The 23,798-nt window shown below is 64.5% G+C and carries 21 protein-coding genes; 18 read left to right on the forward strand and 3 right to left on the reverse strand.

Going from position 1 to position 23,798, the window contains the following annotated elements:
• The first annotated feature begins 9 nt into the window (after positions 1-9).
• The 8 genes from LB543_RS30575 to LB543_RS30610 all read left to right on the forward strand — a co-directional run bounded on the left by LB543_RS30575 (position 10) and on the right by LB543_RS30610 (position 8,839).
• A complete protein-coding gene (locus LB543_RS30575; protein ID WP_224616844.1) occupies positions 10-2,193 on the forward strand; it encodes a primosomal protein N' in 2,184 nt (727 codons plus the stop codon).
• A gap of 49 nt (positions 2,194-2,242) precedes the next feature.
• Entirely contained in the window at positions 2,243-2,938 is a 696-nt protein-coding gene (locus LB543_RS30580; protein WP_224616846.1) for an aspartate/glutamate racemase family protein, read from the forward strand.
• Between the two features lie 95 nt (positions 2,939-3,033).
• Positions 3,034-3,429 (forward strand): DUF4345 family protein, encoded by a 396-nt coding sequence (locus LB543_RS30585; RefSeq protein WP_137933072.1) that lies wholly within the window; start codon positions 3,034-3,036, stop codon positions 3,427-3,429.
• A gap of 246 nt (positions 3,430-3,675) precedes the next feature.
• Entirely contained in the window at positions 3,676-4,236 is a 561-nt protein-coding gene (locus tag LB543_RS30590) for a F0F1 ATP synthase subunit delta (protein WP_224616848.1), read from the forward strand.
• Complete coding sequence (atpA, locus tag LB543_RS30595) at positions 4,236-5,765, forward strand: F0F1 ATP synthase subunit alpha (RefSeq protein ID WP_140810653.1); 1,530 nt, start codon at positions 4,236-4,238, stop codon at positions 5,763-5,765. The genes LB543_RS30590 and atpA overlap by 1 nt, the downstream gene beginning before the upstream one ends.
• A 31-nt stretch (positions 5,766-5,796) precedes the next feature.
• Positions 5,797-6,684, forward strand: a complete 888-nt coding sequence (locus LB543_RS30600; RefSeq protein ID WP_224616850.1) for a F0F1 ATP synthase subunit gamma — start codon at positions 5,797-5,799, stop codon at positions 6,682-6,684.
• Positions 6,685-6,754: 70 nt separating this feature from the next.
• Entirely contained in the window at positions 6,755-8,320 is a 1,566-nt protein-coding gene (atpD, locus tag LB543_RS30605; RefSeq protein ID WP_224616852.1) for a F0F1 ATP synthase subunit beta, read from the forward strand.
• A 111-nt stretch (positions 8,321-8,431) separates the two neighbouring features.
• Entirely contained in the window at positions 8,432-8,839 is a 408-nt protein-coding gene (locus tag LB543_RS30610) for a F0F1 ATP synthase subunit epsilon (RefSeq protein ID WP_224616854.1), read from the forward strand.
• 142 nt (positions 8,840-8,981) lie between these two features.
• On the opposite strand, the gene LB543_RS30615 is transcribed toward LB543_RS30610, so the two are convergent.
• Positions 8,982-10,490, reverse strand: a complete 1,509-nt coding sequence (locus LB543_RS30615; protein ID WP_224616855.1) for a mannitol dehydrogenase family protein — start codon at positions 10,488-10,490, stop codon at positions 8,982-8,984.
• A gap of 203 nt (positions 10,491-10,693) precedes the next feature.
• On the opposite strand from LB543_RS30615, the gene uxaC reads away from it, so the two are divergent.
• The 8 genes from uxaC (at position 10,694) to LB543_RS30655 (ending at position 17,866) form a co-directional block, all read left to right on the forward strand.
• Complete coding sequence (gene uxaC / locus LB543_RS30620; RefSeq protein WP_224616857.1) at positions 10,694-12,106, forward strand: glucuronate isomerase; 1,413 nt, start codon at positions 10,694-10,696, stop codon at positions 12,104-12,106.
• 37 nt (positions 12,107-12,143) lie between these two features.
• Positions 12,144-13,121, forward strand: a complete 978-nt coding sequence (locus LB543_RS30625) for a TRAP transporter substrate-binding protein (protein WP_140754914.1) — start codon at positions 12,144-12,146, stop codon at positions 13,119-13,121.
• A gap of 62 nt (positions 13,122-13,183) precedes the next feature.
• A complete protein-coding gene (locus LB543_RS30630) occupies positions 13,184-13,708 on the forward strand; it encodes a TRAP transporter small permease (protein ID WP_140755027.1) in 525 nt (174 codons plus the stop codon).
• A 3-nt stretch (positions 13,709-13,711) separates the two neighbouring features.
• Positions 13,712-14,992: a TRAP transporter large permease gene (locus LB543_RS30635; RefSeq protein WP_224616859.1), complete on the forward strand. Its 1,281-nt coding sequence runs from the start codon at positions 13,712-13,714 to the stop codon at positions 14,990-14,992.
• A 113-nt stretch (positions 14,993-15,105) separates the two neighbouring features.
• The gene (locus LB543_RS30640) at positions 15,106-15,879 is read left to right on the forward strand and encodes a FadR/GntR family transcriptional regulator (RefSeq protein ID WP_140810658.1); all 774 of its coding nucleotides are present in this window, start codon (positions 15,106-15,108) and stop codon (positions 15,877-15,879) included.
• A 22-nt stretch (positions 15,880-15,901) separates the two neighbouring features.
• Positions 15,902-16,756: a 5-dehydro-4-deoxy-D-glucuronate isomerase gene (kduI, locus tag LB543_RS30645; protein WP_224616861.1), complete on the forward strand. Its 855-nt coding sequence runs from the start codon at positions 15,902-15,904 to the stop codon at positions 16,754-16,756.
• Positions 16,753-17,517, forward strand: coding sequence for a 2-dehydro-3-deoxy-D-gluconate 5-dehydrogenase KduD (gene kduD / locus LB543_RS30650; protein WP_224616863.1), 765 nt, complete (start codon positions 16,753-16,755; stop codon positions 17,515-17,517). The genes kduI and kduD overlap by 4 nt, the downstream gene beginning before the upstream one ends.
• Positions 17,518-17,527: 10 nt before the next feature.
• Positions 17,528-17,866: a cupin domain-containing protein gene (locus LB543_RS30655; protein WP_224616865.1), complete on the forward strand. Its 339-nt coding sequence runs from the start codon at positions 17,528-17,530 to the stop codon at positions 17,864-17,866.
• A gap of 153 nt (positions 17,867-18,019) precedes the next feature.
• On the opposite strand, the gene LB543_RS30660 is transcribed toward LB543_RS30655, so the two are convergent.
• Positions 18,020-19,441 (reverse strand): coniferyl aldehyde dehydrogenase, encoded by a 1,422-nt coding sequence (locus tag LB543_RS30660; RefSeq protein WP_224616867.1) that lies wholly within the window; start codon positions 19,439-19,441, stop codon positions 18,020-18,022.
• 63 nt (positions 19,442-19,504) lie between these two features.
• Between LB543_RS30660 and LB543_RS30665 the strand changes: the two genes are divergently transcribed.
• Together LB543_RS30665 and recQ are read left to right on the forward strand one after the other, a co-directional pair.
• Positions 19,505-21,259: a hypothetical protein gene (locus tag LB543_RS30665; RefSeq protein ID WP_224616869.1), complete on the forward strand. Its 1,755-nt coding sequence runs from the start codon at positions 19,505-19,507 to the stop codon at positions 21,257-21,259.
• A complete protein-coding gene (gene recQ, locus LB543_RS30670; RefSeq protein ID WP_224616871.1) occupies positions 21,256-23,088 on the forward strand; it encodes a DNA helicase RecQ in 1,833 nt (610 codons plus the stop codon). Before LB543_RS30665 ends, recQ begins: the two co-directional genes overlap by 4 nt.
• Positions 23,089-23,125: 37 nt before the next feature.
• On the opposite strand, the gene LB543_RS30675 is transcribed toward recQ, so the two are convergent.
• A complete protein-coding gene (locus LB543_RS30675; RefSeq protein WP_224616873.1) occupies positions 23,126-23,767 on the reverse strand; it encodes a DUF1186 domain-containing protein in 642 nt (213 codons plus the stop codon).
• Between the last annotated feature and the right edge of the window lie 31 nt (positions 23,768-23,798).

Consider the following 23,798-nt stretch of genomic DNA (forward strand, 5'->3'; position numbering starts at 1 on the left):
TCACGCCTCATGATCGAAGATTCGCCCTTTGTCGCGGCCGCGCCGGTGCTGGTGCCGATGCCGGCCGAACGCCCCTACACCTATGCCGTGCCGGTCGGCATGCGCGTGGTGCCGGGTTCGATCGTGCGCGTGCCGCTTGGGCCTCGCCAGGTCGCCGGCATTGTCTGGGACGGCGCGGTCGAGCAGGTCGACGCCAGGAAATTGCGCCCGATCGAGCAGGTTTTCGACTGTCCGCCGATCGACCGTGCCATGCGCCGCTTCGTCGACTGGGTGGCGCAGTACACGCTGTCGGCGCCGGGCATGGTGGCGCGCATGCTGCTCAGGGCGCCGGAGGCGTTTGATCCCGAACCCTGGATCGAAGGGCTGCAGCGCACCCTGCTCGTACCCGACCGGATGACCGATGCCAGGGCACGCGTGCTGGAGACGGCCGAAGGTGGCCTTGCCTGGACGCGCTCCGGGCTTGCCCATGCCGCGGGCGTGTCGTCGACCGTGATCGACGGGCTGAAGGCGCAAGGCGTGTTCGAGACGGTGATGATCCCGCCGCGGCCTGTGGTGGCCGCGCCTGACCCAAGCTATGCCGTTCCGGAACTGATGCCGGACCAGAACGAGGCCGCGTCGATGCTGCGCGCCAATGTCGCGGCCGGCGAGTTCAACGTCGCGTTGCTCGACGGCGTCACCGGTTCGGGCAAGACGGAGGTCTATTTCGAGGCTGTGGCGGCCGCGCTCGAGCAGGGCAAGCAGGTGCTCATCCTGCTGCCGGAAATCGCCTTGACGCATGCCTTTCTGGAACGCTTCCAGCAACGTTTCGGCGCCAAGCCGGGCGAATGGCATTCGGACCTGCCGCCGCGAATGCGTGAAAAAGTCTGGCGGCAAGTGGCGGAAGGCGGCGTGCGCGTCGTTGCCGGCGCCCGCTCGGCGCTGTTCCTGCCGTTCCGGGAGCTTGGCCTGATCGTCGTCGACGAGGAGCACGACCCCGCCTACAAGCAGGAAGACCGCGTCTTCTACAATGCGCGCGACATGGCTGTCGTGCGCGGCCATATAGGCGGCTTCCCCGTGGTCCTGGCGTCGGCGACGCCGTCGGTCGAGAGCCGGGTCAATGCCAGCCAGGGCCGCTATGCAAGGGCTGTGCTTTCCGCACGCTTCGCCGAGGCGGCACTTCCCGATCTCAAGTCGATCGACATGCGCCGCGCGCCGCCCGCCCGTGGCGGCTTCCTGTCGCCGGTGCTGATCGACCATATGCGCCGGACACTGGAGAAGAAGGAGCAGTCGCTGCTGTTCCTCAACCGGCGCGGTTATGCGCCGCTGACGCTGTGCCGGGTCTGCGGCCACCGTTTCGGCTGCCCGGTGTGCTCGGCCTGGCTGGTCGAACACCGCTTTCGCGGCCAGTTGGTGTGTCATCACTGCGGTCACAATGAGCGCCGTCCCGAAGCCTGCCCGGAATGCGGCACGCTCGATCATCTGGTTGCTTGCGGGCCGGGGGTCGAGCGCATTGCCGAGGAGGTCGTCACGCATTTCCCGGACGCGCGCACCATCGTGCTGTCGTCGGACATCATGGGGGGCGTACGGCGGTTGCGGCTGGAGCTGGAGGCAATCGCCAATGGCGAGGCCGATATCGTCATCGGCACGCAACTGGTCGCCAAGGGTCACAATTTCCCGAACATGACGCTGGTCGGCGTCGTCGACGCCGACCTCGGCCTCGCCAATGGCGATCCGCGCGCCGCCGAGCGTACCTTCCAGCTGCTCAGCCAGGTGACCGGCCGTGCCGGCCGCACCGGCAAGAAGAGCCTTGGCCTGCTGCAGACCTTCCAGCCCGACCATCCGGTGATGCGGGCGATCGTCTCAGGCGATGCCGAGTCTTTCTACCAGCGTGAGATTTCGGAGCGCGAGCGCGCCGCCTTGCCGCCCTTCGGCCGACTGGCAGGCGTCATCGTCAGCGCGGTGACGCGGGCGGAGGCGGAGGGCCATGCACGCGGCCTGCGCCGCGCGGCACCGGAAGCGTCGGACCTGTTCGTGCTCGGGCCGGCGGAAGCACCGCTGTCCCTGCTCGGCGGACGCCACCGCTTCCGCCTGCTGATCCAGGGCGAACGACGCGCCGACATGCAAGGTTTTATCCGGGCCATGCTCGCCAACGGACCGAAGCAGCGCGGCTCGACCCGGGTGCAGGTCGACATCGACCCGCAGAGTTTTTTGTAGGGACTCAATTTCAGCTACAGTTGTCTCGGCGAGAGAAACGGAAAGATCAATGAAAACCCTTGGCCTGCTCGGCGGCATGAGCTGGGAATCGACTGCCATCTATTATCGCCTGCTCAACGAGATCGTGCGCGAGCGGCTGGGTGGGCTGCATTCGGCGAAGCTGCTGCTCTGGTCGTTCGATTTCGCCGAGATCGCTGAGCGGCAGCATCACGGCGATTGGGACGGCGCCGGCGCGCTTCTGACCGAGGCCGCGCGCAAGCTCGAGGCCGGCGGCGCGCAAGGGCTGCTCCTGTGCACCAACACCATGCACAAACTGGCCGACCAGGTGCAGGCGGCTGTGTCGATCCCGCTGATCCATATCGCCGATGCCACTGCGATGGCGGTCAGAAAAGCCGGCATGCAGCGTCCGGCGTTGCTGGCGACACGCTTCACCATGGAGCAGGATTTCTACAAGGGCCGGCTTGCCGACAAATATGGCCTGTCGCCAGTGGTGCCTGACGACGCCGGGCGCGACATGGTCCATCGCGTCATCTACGAGGAACTCTGCCAGGGCATCGTCACCGAAACCTCGAAGGCCGCCTATGTCGCCGAGGCAAACCGCTTGCGCGGCGAAGAGGGCGCGGACAGCCTGATCATGGGCTGCACCGAGATCACCATGCTCATCGGCCAGGGCGATTTGGACATTCCGGTTTTCGACACGACGCGCATCCATGCCGAGGCGGCGGTGGAATTCGCGCTCGGTTGATGCGCGTCTCCTAAAGTGGCTGGAGCCATCTGGCGCGGCATTTTTCCTCCGCTAGAATGCCCCGCAATTTCAAGCAGGCATTTCGAGGGGACACGATGGATTTTGCGCTTCCATGGCCGACGAGCCAGGGCGAATGGCTGGCCTGGTCGAGCGCGGTCTTCACCGTCCTGCTCGGCCTTCTGTTCTTCCTGGCGCCGGCTCTGGCGTTCCGCATCCTGCGCCTGCAGGCGAAACCCGAGAAGGCGGCGGCGATCGCCGAAGGGCGAGGCCGCATGTCGGGCTTCTATCTCGGGGTCGGCCTGTGCTGCATCCTGCTCGCGCAGCCGCTGGTCTACATGGCGCTCGGCTTCTCCTGGCTGTTCACCGCCTTCGGCCGGCTGCTGTCGATGATGTCGGATGGCGCCAATACACCTTTCAATTGGGTTTCGATCGTGGTGGAATTGGCGCTCGCGGCCTTGCCGCTCGCCTTTGCCTTCGGCTTTGTGCCCTGAATCCAAGGCTATTCCGGCGCGCAGGACCCTGATCTTTCGCCGGATGCGACAATAGTGCCTGAAAACCATGCGGAACGACGCATTGCGGTCTTAAAATGCCTGTGCTAGACGGCAATCGACTTTCGGCCGGGGATAGCGGAAGCCGCGCCTCCGTGCTTGGAAAAATGCAGTAAGGTCAAAGATTTAGCCAGAGTTTTTGCTCGCGCCAACAATCTGCGGCCTGTCAGACAAGAGAAAAGACGGTCCGTGGCTCAATCGTCATCGCCAATCTCAGGTGTCGCAGAACGCTATGCCGGTTCGCTGTTCGAACTGGCATCGCAGGCAAATTCCGTGGCCAAGGTCGAGGCTGACCTCAACGGTTTCGAGGCATTGCTGGCGGGCAGCGCGGACCTCAGCCGGCTGATCAACAGCCCGGTGTTTTCCAGCGAGGACCAGGCCAAGGCCATTGCGGCGATCGCCGACAAGGCCGGCATCACCGGACTGACAGGCAATTTCCTGCGCGTCGTCGCCAAGAACCGCCGCCTGTTCGCGGTGCCCGGCATGATCAAGGCGTTCCGCCAGATCGCCGCCGAGCACCGTGGTGAGGCTGCCGCCGAAGTCACTTCGGCGCATGAGCTGACGGCGGCGCAGCAGACCGAACTCAAGGCGGCGCTGAAGAGCGTTGCCGGCAAGGACGTGGCCATTTCCGTCACCGTCGACCCGTCGCTGCTCGGCGGGCTGGTGGTCAAGATGGGCTCGCGCCAGATCGATACGTCGCTCAAAACCAAACTCAATTCGCTCAAGCTTGCACTGAAAGAGGTCGGCTGATGGACATCCGCGCCGCGGAAATTTCCGCAATTCTGAAAGACCAGATCAAGAATTTCGGCAAGGAGGCCGAGGTCTCCGAAGTCGGACAGGTGCTGTCCGTCGGTGACGGCATCGCCCGCGTCTACGGTCTCGACAATGTCCAGGCCGGCGAAATGGTCGAATTCCCCGGCGGCATCCGCGGCATGGCGCTCAACCTCGAAGCCGACAATGTCGGCGTCGTCATCTTCGGCGCCGACCGCGACATCAAGGAAGGCGACACCGTCAAGCGCACCGGCGCCATCGTCGATGCGCCTGTCGGCCCCGGCCTGCTTGGCCGCGTCGTCGACGCGCTCGGCAATCCGATCGACGGCAAGGGTCCAATCAAGGCGACCGAGCGCAAGCGCGTCGACGTCAAGGCGCCGGGCATCATCCCGCGCAAGTCGGTGAACGAGCCGATGTCGACCGGTCTCAAGGCCATCGACGCGCTGATCCCGGTCGGCCGTGGCCAGCGCGAGCTGGTCATCGGCGATCGCCAGACCGGCAAGACCGCCATCATCCTCGATACGATGCTCAACCAGAAGTCGGTGCACGACAACGGCCCCGAGAAGGAAAAGCTCTACTGCGTCTACGTCGCCGTCGGCCAGAAGCGCTCGACCGTCGCGCAGTTCGTCAAGGTGCTGGAAGAGCGCGGCGCGCTCGAATATTCGATCATCGTCGCCGCCACCGCTTCCGATCCGGCGCCGATGCAGTTCCTGGCGCCGTTCACGGCCTGCACCATGGGCGAATATTTCCGCGACAACGGCATGCATGCGCTGATCAGCTATGACGATCTGTCGAAGCAGGCGGTGGCCTATCGCCAGATGTCGCTGTTGCTGCGCCGTCCGCCGGGCCGCGAAGCCTATCCGGGCGACGTCTTCTACCTGCACTCGCGCCTGCTCGAGCGCGCCGCCAAGCTCAACGACGATCTGGGCGGCGGCTCGCTGACCGCGCTGCCGGTCATCGAAACGCAGGCCAACGACGTGTCGGCCTACATCCCGACCAACGTGATCTCGATCACCGACGGCCAGATCTTCCTAGAAACCAACCTGTTCTTCCAGGGCATTCGTCCGGCCGTCAACGTCGGCCTGTCGGTGTCGCGCGTCGGTTCCTCGGCGCAGATCAAGGCGATGAAGCAGGTTGCCGGCTCGATCAAGGGCGAGCTCGCGCAATACCGCGAAATGGCTGCTTTCGCGCAGTTCGGCTCGGATCTCGACGCCGCCACGCAGCGCCTGCTCAACCGCGGCTCGCGCCTGACGGAGCTGTTGAAGCAGCCGCAGTTCTCGCCGCTGAAGACCGAAGAGCAGGTCGCGGTGATCTTCGCCGGCGTCAACGGCTATCTCGACAAGCTGCCGGTCAACCAGGTCGGCAAGTTCGAGCACGGCCTGCTCAGCCACATGCGTTCGGCCGGCAAGGACGTCCTCGACGCCATCCGCAAGGAAAAGGCGCTTTCGGACGATCTGCGCGCCAAGCTGAAGGCCGAGATCGACGCCTTCGCCAAGACCTTCGCCTGAGCGAAGTGCAAGACGGGATCAGGTTTGAAGCATGCCTTCATTAAAAGACCTTCGTAACCGTATCGCCTCGGTCAAGGCGACGCAGAAGATCACCAAGGCGATGCAGATGGTCGCCGCGGCGAAGCTGCGCCGTGCGCAAGAGGCGGCGGAAGCGGCGCGTCCCTATTCGGAGCGCATGGGTTCCGTCCTGGCCAACATCACCCAGGCTGTCGGTGGCGGTGGCGATGCCCCGGCGCTGATGACTGGAACCGGCAAGGACGACGTGCATCTGCTTGTCGTCTGCACCGCCGAGCGCGGCCTGTGCGGCGGCTTCAATTCGCAGATCGCCCGTCATGCCCGCGACCATATCCGCCGGCTTCTGGCCGATGGCAAGCAGGTCAAGATCATCTGCGTCGGCAAGAAGGGTTTCGACATCCTGCGCCGCGACTATGCCGCGATGATCATCGAACGCGTCGATCTGCGCGAGGTCAAGACGCTCGGCTTCGTCAATGCCGATGCGATCGCCCGCAAGGTCATCCACCTTTTCAACGAGGGCGCCTTCGACGTCTGCACGCTGTTCTACTCGCAGTTCAAGTCGGTGATCAGCCAGGTTCCGACCGCGCAGCAGATCATTCCGGCGGCATCCGCCTCTTCGGCTCAGCCCGAGTCGGAGGATGGCGCCAGCGCCGTCTACGAGTATGAGCCGGAGCCGGGCGAAATCCTGTCCGACCTCATCCCGCGCAACATCGCGGTGCAGGTATTCCGCGCGCTGCTCGAAAACGCGGCGGGCGAAATGGGCGCCAAGATGAGCGCCATGGACAATGCGACGCGCAACGCCGGCGAGATGATCAACAAGCTGTCGATCACCTACAACCGCCAGCGGCAGGCGCAGATCACCAAGGAACTGATCGAAATCATTTCGGGCGCCGAGGCGCTCTAGGCGCGGTCTGCGGGTCATTGGCCCGCGAACCGGACCGCGTGAGAAACAAAGGACGAAAAGGGTAAAGACGATGGCGAAAGCAGCGACCCCGAAGACAGCAGCCCCCACGAAGGCGGCCAAGGCTCCGGCAGCGGCAGCAAAGGCGGCTCCGGCCAAGCCAGCAGCAGCGCCGGCCAAGGCCGCCGCTGCCAAGACGCAAGCCATGGCCACCAAGGCCACCGGCGTTGTCGGCAAGGTCCGCCAGGTCATCGGCGCTGTCGTCGACGTGCAGTTCGGCGAGCATCTGCCGCCGATCCTGAACGCGCTCGAGACCAACAATGTCGGCAACCGACTGGTGCTCGAAGTTGCCCAGCATCTGGGTGAAAACACCGTGCGCTGTATCGCCATGGACTCCACCGAAGGTCTGGTGCGTGGCCAGGAAGTGCGCGACACCGGCGGCCCGATCGCCGTGCCGGTCGGCCCGGGCATGCTCGGCCGCATCATCAACGTCATCGGCGAGCCGGTCGACGAGGCAGGCCCGGTCGACGCGGTCGAATTGCGCTCGATCCATCAGCCGGCTCCGGCCTATATCGAACAGTCGACGGAAGCGCAGATCCTGATCACCGGCATCAAGGTGCTCGACCTGCTCGCACCCTACGCCAAGGGCGGCAAGATCGGCCTGTTCGGCGGCGCCGGCGTCGGCAAGACCGTGCTGATCCAGGAACTGATCAACAACATCGCCAAGGCGCATGGCGGTTACTCGGTGTTCGCCGGCGTCGGCGAGCGCACCCGCGAAGGCAACGACCTCTATCACGAATTCATCGAATCCGGCGTCAACAAGAAGGGCGGCGGTGAAGGCTCGAAGGCGGCGCTGGTGTACGGCCAGATGAACGAGCCGCCGGGCGCGCGTGCCCGCGTCGGCCTGACCGGCCTGACGGTCGCCGAATATTTCCGCGACCAGGGCCAGGACGTGCTGTTCTTCGTCGACAACATCTTCCGCTTCACGCAGGCGGGCTCGGAAGTGTCGGCGCTGCTCGGCCGTATCCCGTCGGCCGTGGGCTATCAACCGACGCTCGCCACCGACATGGGCGCGCTGCAGGAACGCATCACCACCACCACCAAGGGCTCGATCACCTCGGTGCAGGCGATCTACGTGCCGGCCGACGACTTGACCGACCCAGCGCCGGCGACCTCGTTCGCTCACCTTGACGCGACGACGACGCTGAACCGTTCGATCGCCGAAAAGGGCATCTATCCGGCCGTCGATCCGCTGGACTCGACCTCGCGCATGCTCGACCCGCTGGTCGTCGGCGAGGAGCACTATGGCGTTGCCCGCCAGGTGCAGTCGATCCTCCAGCGCTACAAGTCGCTGCAGGACATCATCGCCATCCTGGGCATGGACGAACTCTCGGAAGAGGACAAGCAGACGGTGGCCCGCGCCCGCAAGATCGAGCGCTTCCTGTCGCAGCCGTTCTTCGTCGCCGAAGTGTTCACCGGCGCGCCGGGCAAGCTGGTCGACCTCGCCGACACCATCAAGGGCTTCAAGGGCCTCTGCAATGGCGACTATGACCATCTGCCGGAAGCCGCCTTCTACATGGTCGGCGGCATCGACGAAGCGGTCGAGAAGGCACAGCGCCTCGCGGCTGAAGCGGCTTAATCAAGGGAATAGGGAGTAGTCAGTAGTCAGTAGTGAATAGCAGCTGGGTGATCGGGCGGTTGTCCTCTCTCCCTACTTCCTACTCACTATTCCCTACTCGCTAATTTGATCATGGCTGAAGCTTTCAAATTCGAACTGGTCTCGCCGGAGCGCCTGCTGGTTTCCGCCGAGGTCGAATCCGTCGTCATCCCGGGCGCCGAAGGCGAGATGACCGTCATGGCGCATCACGCACCGGTCATGACCACGATCAAGCCGGGCGTCGTCACGGTGAAGAACGCCTCGGGCGGCGAAGAACGCTATGTCGTGTTCGGTGGCTTCGCCGACATCGTCCCGGCCGGCTGCACGCTGCTGGCGGAATCGGCGGTCGCGGTGAAGGATGTCGACCGCGCCGATCTCGCCCGCCGCATCCAGGAAGCCAGGGAAGACGCCGCCGACGCCAAGGACGACCAGGCGCGCAGCAAGGCGGAACAGTTTCTTGGCCAGCTCACCACGCTGGAAGGCGCCATCCTGCCGGCCTGAACTTCAATTCAGAAGCGATGTGAAAAAGCGGGGCCTTGCCCCGCTTTTTTGTTTGTTGAGATGGCGAGAGTTCACGCAGCGGCGACGCTGTCGCGCCGACATCAGAGTCCTGTGCCCTCTGCTTATCCGTGCCAGCTCCGCCCTACGGCCCTTCACCTTCGATGCCGAGTGCAGCAAAAGCCAAAGTCGTGCCGTCCCGCCGCAGGTGGACGAGATGGACGGCGACGAGTTCGATCAGCGTCTGGCGCTCGGCGTGATCCCTGGCGAAGCCCGCCAGATCGAACACCGTCGTCACGGTTTCGTTCGCCGGCAGCTGCTGATCCAGAAGCGCTGTCAGCGGCGTGTCGAGCGGATCGGTGAAATGGCCCTCCGGCAAGCTCTTTCCCCGCGCCGCGCAGGCAGCGATCCAGGCTGCCACCACGAGCGTGAGATGGACCAGCTCGGTGCCGGCTTCGAGGCACTCGATGGCCGAGGCGATGATGCGCTGAGGCAGCTTCTGGCTGCCGTCATTGGCGATCTGCGCCGTGCGGTGGGCAAGTGCCGTGTTCGAAAAACGCTCGGCAAGCTCGGCCGTATAGGCTGACGTGTCGAGGCCGGCATCGTCCGGCAATGTCGATTTGGCCTCCTCCCACAGCGCATCGACGAACCGCCTTATCGCCGGATCGGCAAAGGCGCGATCGACCGTGGGGTGGCCGCTGAGCAGGCCGAGATAGGCGATGCCCGAATGCGCGCCGTTGAGAAGCCTCAGCTTCATGTCCTCGAAGGGAGCGACATCGCCGACCATGGTGACGCCGAATTTTTCCCAAGCCGGGCGGCCCGTGGGGAAACTGTCTTCGATCACCCATTGGCTGAAGGGTTCGGTCATCACGGGCCAGGCGTCCTCGATACCAAGTTCACCTGATATCCGCGCCCTGTCGGCATCGGTCGTGGCCGGCACGATGCGGTCGACCATGCTCGAGGGAAATGCGACCTGACCGGCGATGTGGCCGGCGATCCTAGCATCGCCCGCCGAACCAGGACCGGCATCGCGCAATTCAGCGAATTCGATCAGCAGCCTGTGCAAGGTGGCGCCGTTGGCGGGCAGGTTGTCGCAACAAAGCACGGTGAAAGGCGGGGTGCCGGCAGCCAGCCTCCGGGCGAGCGCTTCGGTCAGAAAGCCATGCGCCGTCTTCGGCTTTTGTGGATTGGCCAGGTCGTGGACGATGTCGGCATGCGCCGCGTCCAACCCACCGCCGGCCGCTCGCAGATAGGCTTTCTCGGTGATCGTCAGCGTCACGATGCGGATGCGCGGATCGGTCAGCACCGCCAGCACCGCGGCCGGGTCTTCCGGCGCCACCAGCATCGAGCCGATGGAGCCGATGACATGCAGCTTCTCGCCGCCGCTGCCGCGGACCGCCAGTGTGTAAAGCCCATCCTGCGGCGCCAGCGCGTCGCGCGTGTCGGCGCTGCGCAGCGACACGCCTGTTATGCCCCAGCCCATTTCGCCGGCCGCCAGGCATTCATCGACATAGGCGGCCTGGTGGGCGCGGTGAAAGGCGCCGACGCCCAGATGCACGATGCCCGGTGCAATCGCACCGCGATCGTATCGAGGAGCGGCGACCTTGGCCGGCAATGCGGGCGCCGTGCGGTTGGAAAGGCGGCGGTCTGTCATCGGTTCGCGCACTCATCTCGTGAAACGGCTGGTCATGGAACGGCGGTGATCCGGAGGCGGATCGCAAGCCGCGGAACACTGGCGGCGTAACACCGGCGGCGTTCCCCGACAATGCTCAGCTTTGCTCAAAAGTCATCATACAACAATCCAATTTTTGTATGTTGACATTATTTCTGGTCAACCCTACCGATAGGGCCGGGAGGATGGCCGTGGCACTGATCAATGCGGATTTGCTGTTTCCAGCCGAGGCGCGTCCGCTCTCGATCGCCCGCGATCTCTATGCCGGCATCAAGGACCTGCCCATCATCAGCCCGCACGGCCACACCGACCCGCGCTGGTATGCGCTGAACGAGCCGTTCCCCGATCCCGCGCAGCTGCTCATCGTGCCGGACCACTATATTTTTCGCATGCTGTTCAGCCAGGGCGTGCGGCTGGAGGCTCTCGGCGTACCGACCCTCGATGGTGCGCCCGTCGAAACCGACGGCAGGGCGATCTGGCGGCTGTTCGCCGAGCACTACTACCTCTTCCGTGGCACGCCGACCCGGCTATGGTTCGACCATGTGCTCGCGGATCTGTTCGCTATCGAAGAGCCGTTGAGCGCCGCAACCGCCGATCGCCATTACGACACGATCGCGACGGTGTTGCAGTGGGAGAATTACCGTCCTCGCGCGCTGTTCGAACGCTTCAACATCGAGGTCATCGCGACGACCGAAGGCGCGCTCGACGATCTCAAATGGCACCAGGTGATCCGCGACAGCGGCTGGGAGGGCCGCGTCGTCACCGCCTATCGGCCGGACGCCGTCGTCGATCCCGATTTCGAAGGTTTTTCGGCCAATCTGGACCGGCTCGGCGAGATCACCGACTGCGACACCGGGACCTGGGCCGGCTATCTCGACGCGCATCGCCAGCGGCGCGCCTTCTTCAAGAGTTTCGGCGCGACCTCGACGGATCACGGCCATCCGACGGCCGAGACCGCCAATCTGTCCGATGCCGCTGCGCAGGAGTTGTTCAACCGGGTCCGCGCCGGCTCGCAGGACGAGCGCGAACGAAAGCTGTTTCGCGCCCAGATGCTGACCGAGATGGCCAAGATGAGCCGGGATGACGGGCTGGTGCTGCAGATCCATCCGGGCTCCTGGCGCAACCATTCCCCTGGCGTTTTCCAGAAATTTGGCAGGGACAAGGGCTTCGATATCCCGACGCGCACCGACTATGTGACGGCGCTGAAGCCGCTGCTCGACTGTGTCGGGCTGGAGCGCGATCTCACCGTCATCCTGTTCACGCTGGATGAGTCCAGCTATGCGCGCGAACTGGCGCCGCTGGCCGGCGTCTATCCGGCGCTGAGGCTCGGGCCGGCCTGGTGGTTCCACGACAGTCCGGAAGGCATGCGCCGTTTTCGCGAGATGACGACCGAGACCGCCGGCTTCTACAACACGGTCGGCTTCAACGACGACACCCGCGCCTTTCCGTCGATCCCCGCCCGTCACGACGTGGCGCGCCGCGTCGATTGCGCGTTCCTGGCGCGTCTCGTCGCCGAGCACCGGCTGCGTGAGGACGAGGCGCATGAACTCGCGAAGGAGCTTGCCTACACGCTTGCCAAGAATGCGTACCGGCTCTGAGCCGGACGTTTCGATTTTCAAAGGGAGGAAGTCAGTAATGTTGCATTTCTCGAAATTGACGGCGGCCACGTTTGCCTTCGGCTCGCTGCTGATCGGCATAGCCAATGCCGAAACCGTGCTGCGATCCTCGGATACCCATCCGGACGGGTACCCGACCGTCGAGGCGGTCAAGTACATGGGCGACCTGATCAAGCAGCGCACCGCCGGCCGCTATTCGATCGAGGTCTATCACTCGGCGCAACTCGGCGAGGAGAAGGACACGATCGAACAGACCCAGGCCGGCGTCATCGACCTCGACCGTGTCTCGATGGGACCGTTCAACGGCATCGTGCCGGAGACCGCCGTGCCGTCGCTGCCCTACATGTTCCGCTCCGTCGAGCACATGCGCCACGTCATGGACGGGCCGATCGGCGACCAGATCCTGAAGGCGTTCGAGGCGCATGATCTCGTCGGTCTCGCCTTCTACGATTCCGGCGCGCGGTCCTTCTACAACACCAAGAAGGACATCACCTCGATGGCCGACATGAAAGGCATGAAGTTCCGCGTCATCCAGTCCGACGTGTTCGTCGACATGGTCAACGCGCTTGGCGCCAATGCGACGCCGATGGCCTATGGCGAGGTCTATTCGGCGCTGCAGACCGGCGTCATCGATGGCGCCGAAAACAACTGGCCGAGCTTCGAATCCGCCAAGCACTACGAAGTCGCCAAGCATTACACGATGGACGAACACCAGATCGTGCCGGAAGTGCTGGTCATGTCGAAGGCAAGCTGGGACAAGCTGTCGCCGGAAGACCAGGCGATCGTGCGCCAGGCGGCCAAGGACAGCGTCGTCAAGATGCGCGAACTCTGGGACGCGCAGGAGAAGAAGTCGCGCGGCATCGTCGAGGCCGCGGGCGTCAAGGTCAGCGAGATCGACAAGCAGCCGCTGATCGACGCGATGAAGCCGGTCTACGACAAGTACCTGTCGACACCCGAGCTGAAGGACCTGGCCGCCCGTATACAGGCCGAGAAATGAACGGCACGGGCAACGGACCGAGCAGCGCGGAGGTCCCCGCGCTGCCTTCGGGCGCGTCGGCCATGCGAGGCTTCTGGCTGAGCGCGGAACGGGTGCTCTCCGGGCTTGCCCGGTTGGCACTTTGGGTCAGCGGCGCCGGGCTGACGCTGATGACGATCATCATCTTCTGGCAGGTGTTCTCGCGCTATGTGCTGAACCGTTCGCCGAGCTGGACCGAATCCTTCTCGGTGCTGCTGATGGGCTGGTTCATTTTTCTCGGTGCCGCCGTCGGCGTGCGCGAGCGCACGCACCTGGGCTTCGACGTGCTGCTCTATGTCCTGCCTGGCTCGGCCAAGGCGGTGCTGCGCAGCATTTCCGATCTTGTCGTGCTGGCCTTCGGCGCCGGCATGATCGTCTACGGCGTACAACTGGCCAGGCTGACTTGGAACACGGTCATGCCTTCGCTGACTTTGCCGGGGGGCGTCAGCTTCCTGCCAGTCATCCTGGGTGGCGCGCTGGTATGCCTTTTTTCGCTGGAACGACTGGCCGGGCGTTTTGCCGGCCTGCCCGTCGACGCCGACATCCATGCGACCGGCGAGGAGCTTTGAACCATGGCGCTCACCGTTCTCTTCGGTACCTTCGTTTTCCTGCTGATCATCGGCACGCCGATCGCGTTCTGCCTCGGCGTCGCAAGCTTCGCGACGATCCTCACGCTCGGCCTGCCTCCGGTCGTGGTATTCCAGCGGCTGAATTCCGGCGTCAGCGTCTTTTCGCTGATGGCCATACCGTTCTTCATCTTCGCCGGCGACCTGATGGTGCGTGGCGGCATCGCCGCGCGGCTGGTCGCTCTGGCGGGCTCCCTGGTCGGCCATTTGCGCGGCGGTCTGGGGCAGGTCAACATCGCGGCATCGACCTTGTTCGGCGGCATTTCGGGATCGGCGGTGGCCGATGCCTCCGCAGTCGGCGGACTGATGATCCCCCAGATGAAGGCGCGCGGCTACGGCGTCGACTATGCCGTCAACATCACGTCGGTCGGCGCCATCATCGCCCTTCTCATTCCACCGTCCCACAACATGATCATCTATTCGATTTCGGCCGGCGGCCGTATCTCGATCGCCGACCTGTTCACGGCGGGCGTGCTGCCGGGTCTGCTGCTGGCGCTGTCGCTGATGATAACGGCCTATTGGGTTGCCAGCCGCCGCGGCTACCCGACGGAGCCCTTCGCCGGCTTCGGCCGGGCCTTGCAGCTGCTTGTCGCCGCCATTCCCGGCCTCATCCTGATCGGCATCATTTTCGGCGGCGTCCGTTCGGGTATCTTCACCGCCACCGAAAGCTCCTGCATCGCCATCGTCTATGCCTTCCTGGTGACGCTGATCATCTACCGCTCGATGAGCTGGAGCGACTTCGTCGCGGCCACGACGGCAGCGGTGCGCACGACGGCGATGGTGCTGATGATCATCGGCTGCGCGGCCGCCTTCGGCTGGCTGCTCGCCTATCTCAGGGTGCCGGCCTCGCTCGTCGCCTTCCTGCAATCGGTATCCGACAACAAGCTTGTCATCCTGCTGCTGCTCAATCTCATCCTGCTCATCCTCGGCACGTTCATGGACATGTCGCCGCTGATCATCATCACGACGCCGATCTTCCTGCCGGTGGTCATGGCCTATGGCGTCGATCCGGTGCATTTCGGCGTGATCCTCATCCTCAATCTCGGCATCGGCCTTTGCACGCCGCCGGTCGGCGCGGTGCTGTTCGTCAGCTGCGCCATCGGCCGTATTCCGATCTGGACGGCGATGCGCTCGATCTGGCCATTCTATGGCGCCGCCTTCGCCGTGCTGATGCTCGTCACCTACATACCGGAAATCTCATTGTGGCTGCCGGGCCTGTTCCATTAGAGCGGTTCAGCGATCGGTGGAATCGCTGAACCGCTCTAACTCTTTGTTTTCACGCAATTCCACAGGGAAAACCGCTACGCGCCTTTCCTGGAATTGCTCTAGGAGGTCACTACGTGTCCGAGACCGCAAACGACCTCAGGGTCGAGAGAAAACCCAAGCTGTCGGAAACCGTCGTGGCGGCGATCCGCAGGCAGTTGCAGGCGGGCGAGATCCTGCCGGGCCACAAGTTGCCGACCGAGGGCCAACTGACGGAGACCTTCGGCGTCAGCCGCACAGTCATCCGCGAGGCGCTGGCCAAGCTTGCCGCCGACGGCCTCGTCGAGCCGCGGCAGGGCGCCGGGGTCTTCGTCACCGAGCACATCTCGACCATGTTCGGCGCGCTGGCAGCCGACATGGGCAACAAGGATTCCATCGCGCTCAACGTGCTCGAGGTGCGGCTGGCGATCGAGATCGAATCGGCCGGGCTCGCCGCCGTCCGTCGCAACGCAGCGCAGGAGGCGGCGATCCAGGAGGCCTTCTTCGAGTTCGAGCGGATGCTGCTCGACAGCCAGCCGACCGGACCCGCCGACCTTGCCTTCCACCGCGCCATCGCCAGCGCCACAAACAATCCGTTCTATGTCGAGATGCTCGACGTGCTCGGCCGCCGCGCCATTCCTTGCGACGTGACCTCGCCCTGGTCGACCGAACTGGTTCAGTCCGACAGCTACCAGCGCGGGCTGCAGCGCGAGCATCTGGTGATCCTGAACGCGATCACTTCAGGCGATGCCGAAACCGCGCGTGAGGCGATGCGCACCCATCTCGGCGCCAGCCAGCAGCGCTACCGCGAGCGCCTGCAGGCGCGGCAGGCCTATTACGCCAGTTCGGTCAAGGCGGCCGCCGGCGAATGATCCACCAGCAGTCAGGACAGAGATGAGTCAGAACCACCACACCGACTACACATCGCGCTTCGCCATCGACCCGGCCGCGGCCGCCGCCATGGGAACGGACGAACTGCGCCATAATTTCCACATCGAAGACCTCTTCCAGCCCGGCCGCATCAGCCTGACCTATACTCACTACGATCGCATGATCGTCGGCGGCGCCATGCCGGTGGCGACGGCATTGCCGTTGGAGGCGATCAAGCCGACCGGCACCAGGGGTTTTCTCGACCGGCGCGAATTGATCGCCGTCAACATCGGCGGCGGCGGCACGATCGAAGCCAGCGGCCAGTCCTTCGACCTGCAGGCGCGCGACATGCTCTATCTCGGCATGGGCTCCAGCGATGTGTCATTCGCTTCGGCCGACAAGGCCGCGCCGGCCAAGTTCTACCTGCTCAGCGCGCCGGCGCACCAGGCTCATCCCAGCCGGCTGATCCGCCTCGATGACGCCAAACGCCTCGACCTCGGCAGCAACGAGGCGTGCAACGAGCGCTCGATCTTCCAGTTCATCCATGCCGGGGGAACAAAAACCTGCCAGCTCGTCGTCGGCATGACGCAGCTGGCGCCGGGGTCGATCTGGAACACCATGCCGTGCCATGTGCATGACCGGCGCATGGAGGCCTATCTCTATTTCGACCTGCCCGAGGCGGCGCGCGTCTTCCACTTCATGGGCGAGCCGGACGAGACACGCCACATCGTCATGCGCAACGAAGAGGCGGTGCTGTCGCCGGGCTGGTCGATCCATTCGGGCGCCGGCACGTCCAACTACGCCTTCATCTGGGCGATGGCCGGCGACAATGTCGACTATACCGATGTCGACCCGGTAGCGATGGACGACTTGCGGTGAGCGACCTCACAGCCTTCAGCCTGGCCGGCAAGCGCATCCTGGTGACCGGCGCCAACACCGGTATCGGCCAAGGCATCGCGGTCTCGATCGCGCGCGCCGGGGGCGCGGTGATCGGCGTCGGCCGCTCGTCGATGGCCGAGACCGCGAGCAAGGTCGCGGCTCTGGGCGGCCAATTCGAGGCGGTTGCCGCCGACCTTGCCGACACGGGCGCGGCCGGACCGATGCTCGGTCGTGTCTGGGACGAAAGCGGGCCGCTCGACGGGTTGGTCAACAATGCCGGCATCATCCGCCGCGCCGATGCCGTCGACCTGACGGAGACCGATTGGGACGATGTCATCGACGTCAATTTGAAAACGGCATTCCTGCTGTGCCAATCCTTTGCCCGGCGCATCCTTGCCGAGGGACGCCAGGGCAAGATCGTCAACATCGCCTCGGTGCTGAGTTTCCAGGGCGGCATCCGCGTTGCGTCCTACACGGCATCCAAGCATGGCGTGCTTGGCATTACCCGGCTGCTCGCCTGCGAGTGGGCGGCGAAAGGCATCAACGTCAACGGGATAGCGCCGGGCTATATCGAGACCAACAACACGCAGGCGCTGCGCGCCGATCCCGACCGCAGTGCCGCCATCCTCGGGCGTATTCCCGCCGGGCGCTGGGGCGAACCGGGAGACATTGGCGATGCCGCCGTTTTCCTGCTGGCGCCGGCCTCGAACTACATGCATGGCGCGGTGGTGCCGGTGGACGGCGGCTGGCTGGCGCGGTGAGGAGATGGCAATGACCAAGCCGAAGACTTTCGCGCAAGCCGGCGAGGGCGCCTGGACGCCGACCCCGGACGGCAACCGCCGGCGCGTGCTCCTATCCACCGACGAGCTGATGATGGTCGAATTCGGCTTCGACAAGGGCGGCGTCGGCGCGTTGCATTCGCATCCGCATGTCCAGGCAAGCTATGTCGCCGAAGGCCGTTTCGAGGTGACCATCGACGGCCGCACCGAAATCCTGGAGACCGGCGGCAGCTTCATCGTTCCCTCCGGGCTGGTGCACGGCGTCAGGGCGCTGGAGGCCGGGCGTCTGGTCGACAGTTTTACGCCGCATCGCGCCGATTTTCTCGCCTGACCGGGCCGCCGACGATTTCTCGGCCAATGAAAAACCCGCGCCTCCAGGGAAGCGCGGGTTTGTTGCCTGGGCGCCAATGACGCCGCGGTACTCGAAACATCACCGCAGGATCGGAAACCTGCCGGATCATGATGAAGATAGACTTAATGCGCGTCAGGTGATGCGTCTGAGCAGGCTGAAAAGCCGTTCGAACGTCTTGCCATAGGGCGGGCGCAAAAGGGCTCCCGCGCTCAAGCGCGATTGCAGGAAGACCGGCTTCTCCTTGCTGAAGGTGCGGAACCCCCATTCGCCGTGATAGACACCCATGCCGCTGGCGCCGACGCCGCCGAAGGGCTGGTTCTCCTGCACCAGATGCAGCATGCAGTCGTTGATGGTGACGCCGCCGGCGACGGTCTCGCGCAGGATGCGTTGGCGGTTGCCGCTGTCGTTGCCGAACCAGTAGAGCGCCAGCGGCCGGTCGGCCCGGTTCACATGGTCGATCGCGTCGTCGACCGTGGCATATTCGACGATCGGCAGCACCGGGCCGAAAATCTCCTCGCGCATCAGCCGCAGGTCCGGGCCGGCGTTGCTGATCAGGGTCGGCAGAAGCTTCCGGCCCGCAGTGCCGAGGTCTTCGCCTGCCGGGTTGATCTCGGTGACATCGGCGCCGGCCTCGCGGGCTTCCGCGATCATGGCGCGCAGCCGCTGGTAATGCCGGTCGCTGATGATGGCGGTATAGTCGGGATTGTCGCGCAGCGAGGGGTAGAACCGCGCCACGGCGATTGCGAGCTTCGCGGCGACGTTGCCTGCCTGTCCCTTGGGCACCAGCAGGTAGTCCGGCGCGATGCAGGTCTGCCCGGCATTCAACAGCTTGCCATAGGCGACGCTGGCCGTTGCCGCGTCGAGGTCGCAGGAGGCGTCGAGGATCGCCGGCGACTTGCCGCCGAGTTCGAGCGTGACCGGGGTCAGGTTGGCGGCTGCGGCGATCGCGACCTGGCGGCCGACCGCGGTCGATCCGGTGAACAGCAGATGATCGAACGGCATCGAGACGAAGGCCCTGCCCATCTCGGCATCGCCGGTGATGACGCTGAGCTCATCCGGCGCAAAGTGCTCGCCGGCCAGTCTGGCCAGCAGCTCGGAGAAAGCAGGCGTCAGTTCGGAGGGCTTTACCAGGACGCGGTTGCCGGCGGCGAGCGCAGCAGTGACCGGCGCGACGGCAAGCTGAAAGGGGTAGTTCCAGGGCGATACGATACCGACGACGCCGAGCGGCTGCGGCAGAAGGCGATTTTTGCCCGGCAGGAAGGGCAAGGTCGTGGCGACACGACGCTCCCGCATCCAGCCGCCGGCATGCGCAAGGGCGTGGCGAACGCCGGCGCGTACGACAAACAGTTCCGCAAGCCGCGTCTCGTGCGACGAGCGGCCGCCGAAGTCGGCGTCGATCGCGGCGCAGATTTCGGTCTCGTGCCGCTCGGTCAGCGCCAACAGGCGCCTGAGACGGTCCTTTCGCAGGCCGAGGTCGGCAAAGGGCTGCTTCTCGAAGGCGGCGCGCTGTAGCCGGAACCGCTCGCCGAGGACATCCTGTCTCACCTGCAGCATCGCGCGCTCTCCTTGCTCCTGCCCAGCTTACCTCAGGGCCAGCCTGAATCCAGCCAGGAGCACATGCCGCAAGGAGAGGCGAGGCTCACATGGCTGTTTGACCTTCCGTTTGCATCCATGCCGTTGTATCGAATGCGGCAAGCTGAAATCTCCGACAAGGGCGCGTGGCGCATGATTCCGCAAATTCGTGTCACCGCCATGCGACACGGACTCATCATTACGCCGGACATGCTGCCCGGCAATGACGGGGCCAACATCAACGGGCCGTCGCTGATCAGCATGCCTGAATGGGTGCCCGGCCGGCTTGGTGCCTACTATCTCTACTTCGCGGACCACACGGGGGCCTATATCCGCCTCGCCTACTCCGATTCGCTGCATGGGCCTTGGCGCATCCACCCCGGCGGTGTGCTGTCTCTTGATCAATGTCCATTCATCGTCGGGCATATCGCCTCGCCCGATGTTCACATCGACCAGAAGCTTCGCCATTTCGTGATGTATTTTCACGGCCCGGCAAAATCCGGTGAAGGCCAGATGACCTTCGCCGCGACATCCGTCGACGGGCTTCGTTTCACTCCGCTTTCCGAGCCGCTCGGGCCGTCCTACGCGCGCATCTTCCGTCACGATGGCTGGTGGTACGGTTTGCTTGGGACGGGAGCGATCACCGTCTATCGATCGAGAAACGGCATTTCGGATTTTCAACGGGGTCCGGTCGTGCTGCCTGCCATGCGGCACGACCTCGCCCCACGGCATGTCGCGCTGCAGAAATCCGGCCGCTGGCTGCGGGTCTATTACACGCGTCGGGGCGACGCGCCGGAACGGATCCTTTACGGCACAATCGATCTCGCCGAGGATTGGCGGGACTGGACCGTGCGGGGCGACAGCGAAGTGTTGCGGCCGCTGACGGAGTTCGAAGGGGCCGGCTTGCCGATCCGCCCCAGTCGGACCGGCCTAGCCCAGGACAGCGAAAACGCGCTACGCGATCCGGCCATTTTTGAGCAGGATAATCAGACCTGGCTGCTCTATGCGGTCGCCGGAGAAAGCGGAATCGCCCTGGCCGAGCTTGGTTTTTCCGAGGTGCAAGCTGCGGCGGCCCGGAAGCCGATCGCGGCGTTACGCCGCCGCGCAAGGCGGCTTTTCTGGCACCTTCGACAGAAGGCGCCAATGCTGCCTTCGGCAATGAGACCCCGAAATAGAATTTTCATCGCCGGCTGCGCGCGCAGCGGCACCACGCTCAGCCTCAATCTGATGGGCTGTTTTGAGGATATCTATGTCCATATCAGCGAAGCGCCGCACCAGACACTGATCGAGCTGGATCGCTACCAAGCCAACCTGGTCGTAAAACGCACTTTCGTGAGCTATAGGGATCTTGAAGATTTGCCCGCCTCGGTCGGCCTGATCTATTGCGTACGGCATCCTTTCGACGTGCTGACCAGCTCTCATCCGGAGACCGTCGATCTGCGGCCTTTTCACGTGACCATGGAGCGTTGGGAGGCGGAGTATGATGGTTTGATACGGCTGCGACAGGCCCAGCCGGAGAGAGTCATCTCCTATTTGCGCTATGAGGACGTGATCGCCGAACCGGACATCGCGCAGGCGAGGATTGCCCGATCCTTCGGCCTGGCGCCGGCTACGCTCTTCAGCCGCGATGCAAACAATCCCATCAGGTCCACCTCGCTGAGAAAATGGGAGCGCAATGAAGCGTTCAGGACCTATCTGCGCGGCCTGCCGCCGTCGTTTCTCGAGCGCGTGGACGGCTTCTGCCGGGAGTTCGGCTATGACAATTCGGCCGGCATATTGACGACGGAATTGGCTGAATGACGCAGGCAACCGGCATTCTGGCCGAGGATCGCAAGCGGCGCGTCCTGAAGGACGTGTTCGGCTTCGACGATTTCCGGCCAGGCCAGGCCGACGTCATGGACGCGTTGCTCGACGGGCGCCATGTGCTGGCCGTCGTGCCGACGGGCGCCGGAAAATCGCTGTGCTACCAGGTTCCGGCGCTGGTTCTGGGTGGGCTGACCCTCGTCGTCTCGCCGCTGGTGGCGCTGATGCAGGACCAGGTCGCGGCGCTGCGGCTTGCCGGCGTCGCCGCCGATACGATCAATTCCGCGCTCGACCGCGAGGCCAATGTAGCGGCCTGGCGCCGCGTGGCATCGGGCCAGACGCGGCTGCTCTATCTGGCTCCGGAGCGGCTGATGACCGAGCGCATGCTCGACGCGCTCTCCAGGCTCGACGTCAGCCTGATCGCCATCGACGAGGCGCATTGCATCTCGCAATGGGGCCCGGCATTCCGGCCCGAATATGAAGACCTGTCGCGGTTGCGTGGCATCTTCGCCAATGTGCCGATCATCGCGGTGACGGCGACGGCCGACGAGAGCACGCGCGGCGACATCGCCGCCCGGCTGTTCGCCGAGCGCGTCGAAACCCTGGTGCTGGGTTTCGACCGGCCCAACATCAAGCTGGCGATCGAGTCCAAGCAGGATAGCAAGCGGCAATTGCTGCGGTTCATAGAGCGTCATGCGGGCAAGAGCGGCATCATCTATTGCCTGTCGCGCAAGAAGACCGAAGAGATGGCGGCGTTCCTCGAGAAGAACGGCGTCAGAGCGCTTGCCTATCATGCCGGCATGAGCAAGGAGGCGCGTGAGGCCAATCAAAACGCCTGCATGACACTGTCCGGCGTCGTCATGGTTGCGACCATCGCCTTCGGCATGGGCATCGACAAACCCGACGTTGCCTATGTCTTCCACACCGATATGCCGGGCAGCCTGGAAGCCTATTATCAGGAGATCGGTCGTGCCGGCCGCGACGGACGCGAGGCCGAGGCGCATATGCTCTACGGTCTTGGCGACATCCGCATGCGGCGGCTGTTCATCGACGACGAGGACGCCTCACCCGAGCACAAGAGACGATCGCATCGCCGGCTCGACACGCTGATCGGCTATTGCGAGACGGCGCAATGCCGGCGCCAGGTGCTGCTCGGTTATTTCGGCGAAGAGGCTCAAGCCTGCGGCAACTGCGACAACTGCCTCGACCAGGCGCCGCGCGCCGATGGCAGTGCCGAGGCGCGGAACATCCTCGCCGCGGTCGCGCAGAGCGGCGAGCGCTTCGGCGCGGCCCATGTCATCGACATCCTGCTTGGCCACGAGACCGAGAAGGTGCTGGCCAGAGGCCATCAGACGCTAAGCAGTTTTGGCACCGGCGCCGCGCACAGGAAGACAGTGTGGCTGTCGCTGATCCGGCAACTGGTTGCCGGCGGGTTCCTTATGCCGGATCCCGAGGGCCATGGCGGCCTCGCCATCTCCGAAAGCGGCCGTGCGCTCGGCCGCGGCGAGGTGGCATTCCAGTATCGCGTCGAGACACGGGACCCTCTCGCGCGCGGCAGGAAGCGTTCCGGGGAAGGCTCCGCCGCCGGCGCCGATGGCGTGGACGCCTCGCTGCTGGCGGCGCTCAAGGCGCTGCGGCTGCGGCTGGCCAAGGAGCGCCAGGTGCCGGCCTATGTGGTGTTTTCCGACCGCACGCTGATCGACATGGCCGAGCGGCGACCACGCGATCTGGACGATTTCGCCGAGGTGAACGGCGTCGGCGCGGCGAAGCTCAAGGAGTTCGGTGAGATATTTCTCAGTGCGATCGCGGCGCACGCCACCGAATGACACGGCAATATCGGAACTGTCTTTGAAATTCGGCGCCTCAGCTGGTGAGGCAGCATTTCTTGAATTTCATGCCGCTGCCACAAGGACACGGATTGTTGCGTCCAACGTCGCGCCACGGGTTCGTGACCGGCGTTACATTCGACCATATCGAGTCCGCCAATGAGGACTGCCCGTCATCGTCCTCGTCGAGCTCGAAGCCATCGTCGCCGCCAAGGCCGCGGGTCCAATCCAGCGCCACAAGGACATCCTCGATGTAACTCAGACTGGCGCGGTCGAACCGGCCAATGTCACCGGGTTGTTGCTCGGCTTCCCGCAGGTCGCTTTCGAAATCGCTGCGTTCAAGCACATCTTCCGGTATACGGCCCTCGTCCCAGGCGCTGTAGACAAGCGGAACGAGGTCTCGCAAGGCAAGCATCGCGATGGCCTTCAGCCAGCCGACCCATGCATAATCCCAGTCGTCGGCCAACCTCTCCTTGTAGAACCGCTCTACGAAATCCCGCGTCCGGTCGCGCTCGATGCGACCTTCCCAGGTCAAAAAGGTCACCGCGCCAAATGCACCGTCGCGGATGAATTCGTCGACGGAGCGGTCGGCAATGATGCCGAACAGCGCGTCGGCGTCGCCGTCGAATACGCCTAGAGCGGGATGAGATTTATAAGAGTCGTGGGATTCCCAAATCATCGCAGTTCTGATTCAACATGCATGCTGGGAG

Origin of the sequence: Mesorhizobium sp. ESP7-2, from assembly GCF_020164715.1 — a bacterium.
Taxonomy (GTDB): domain Bacteria; phylum Pseudomonadota; class Alphaproteobacteria; order Rhizobiales; family Rhizobiaceae; genus Mesorhizobium.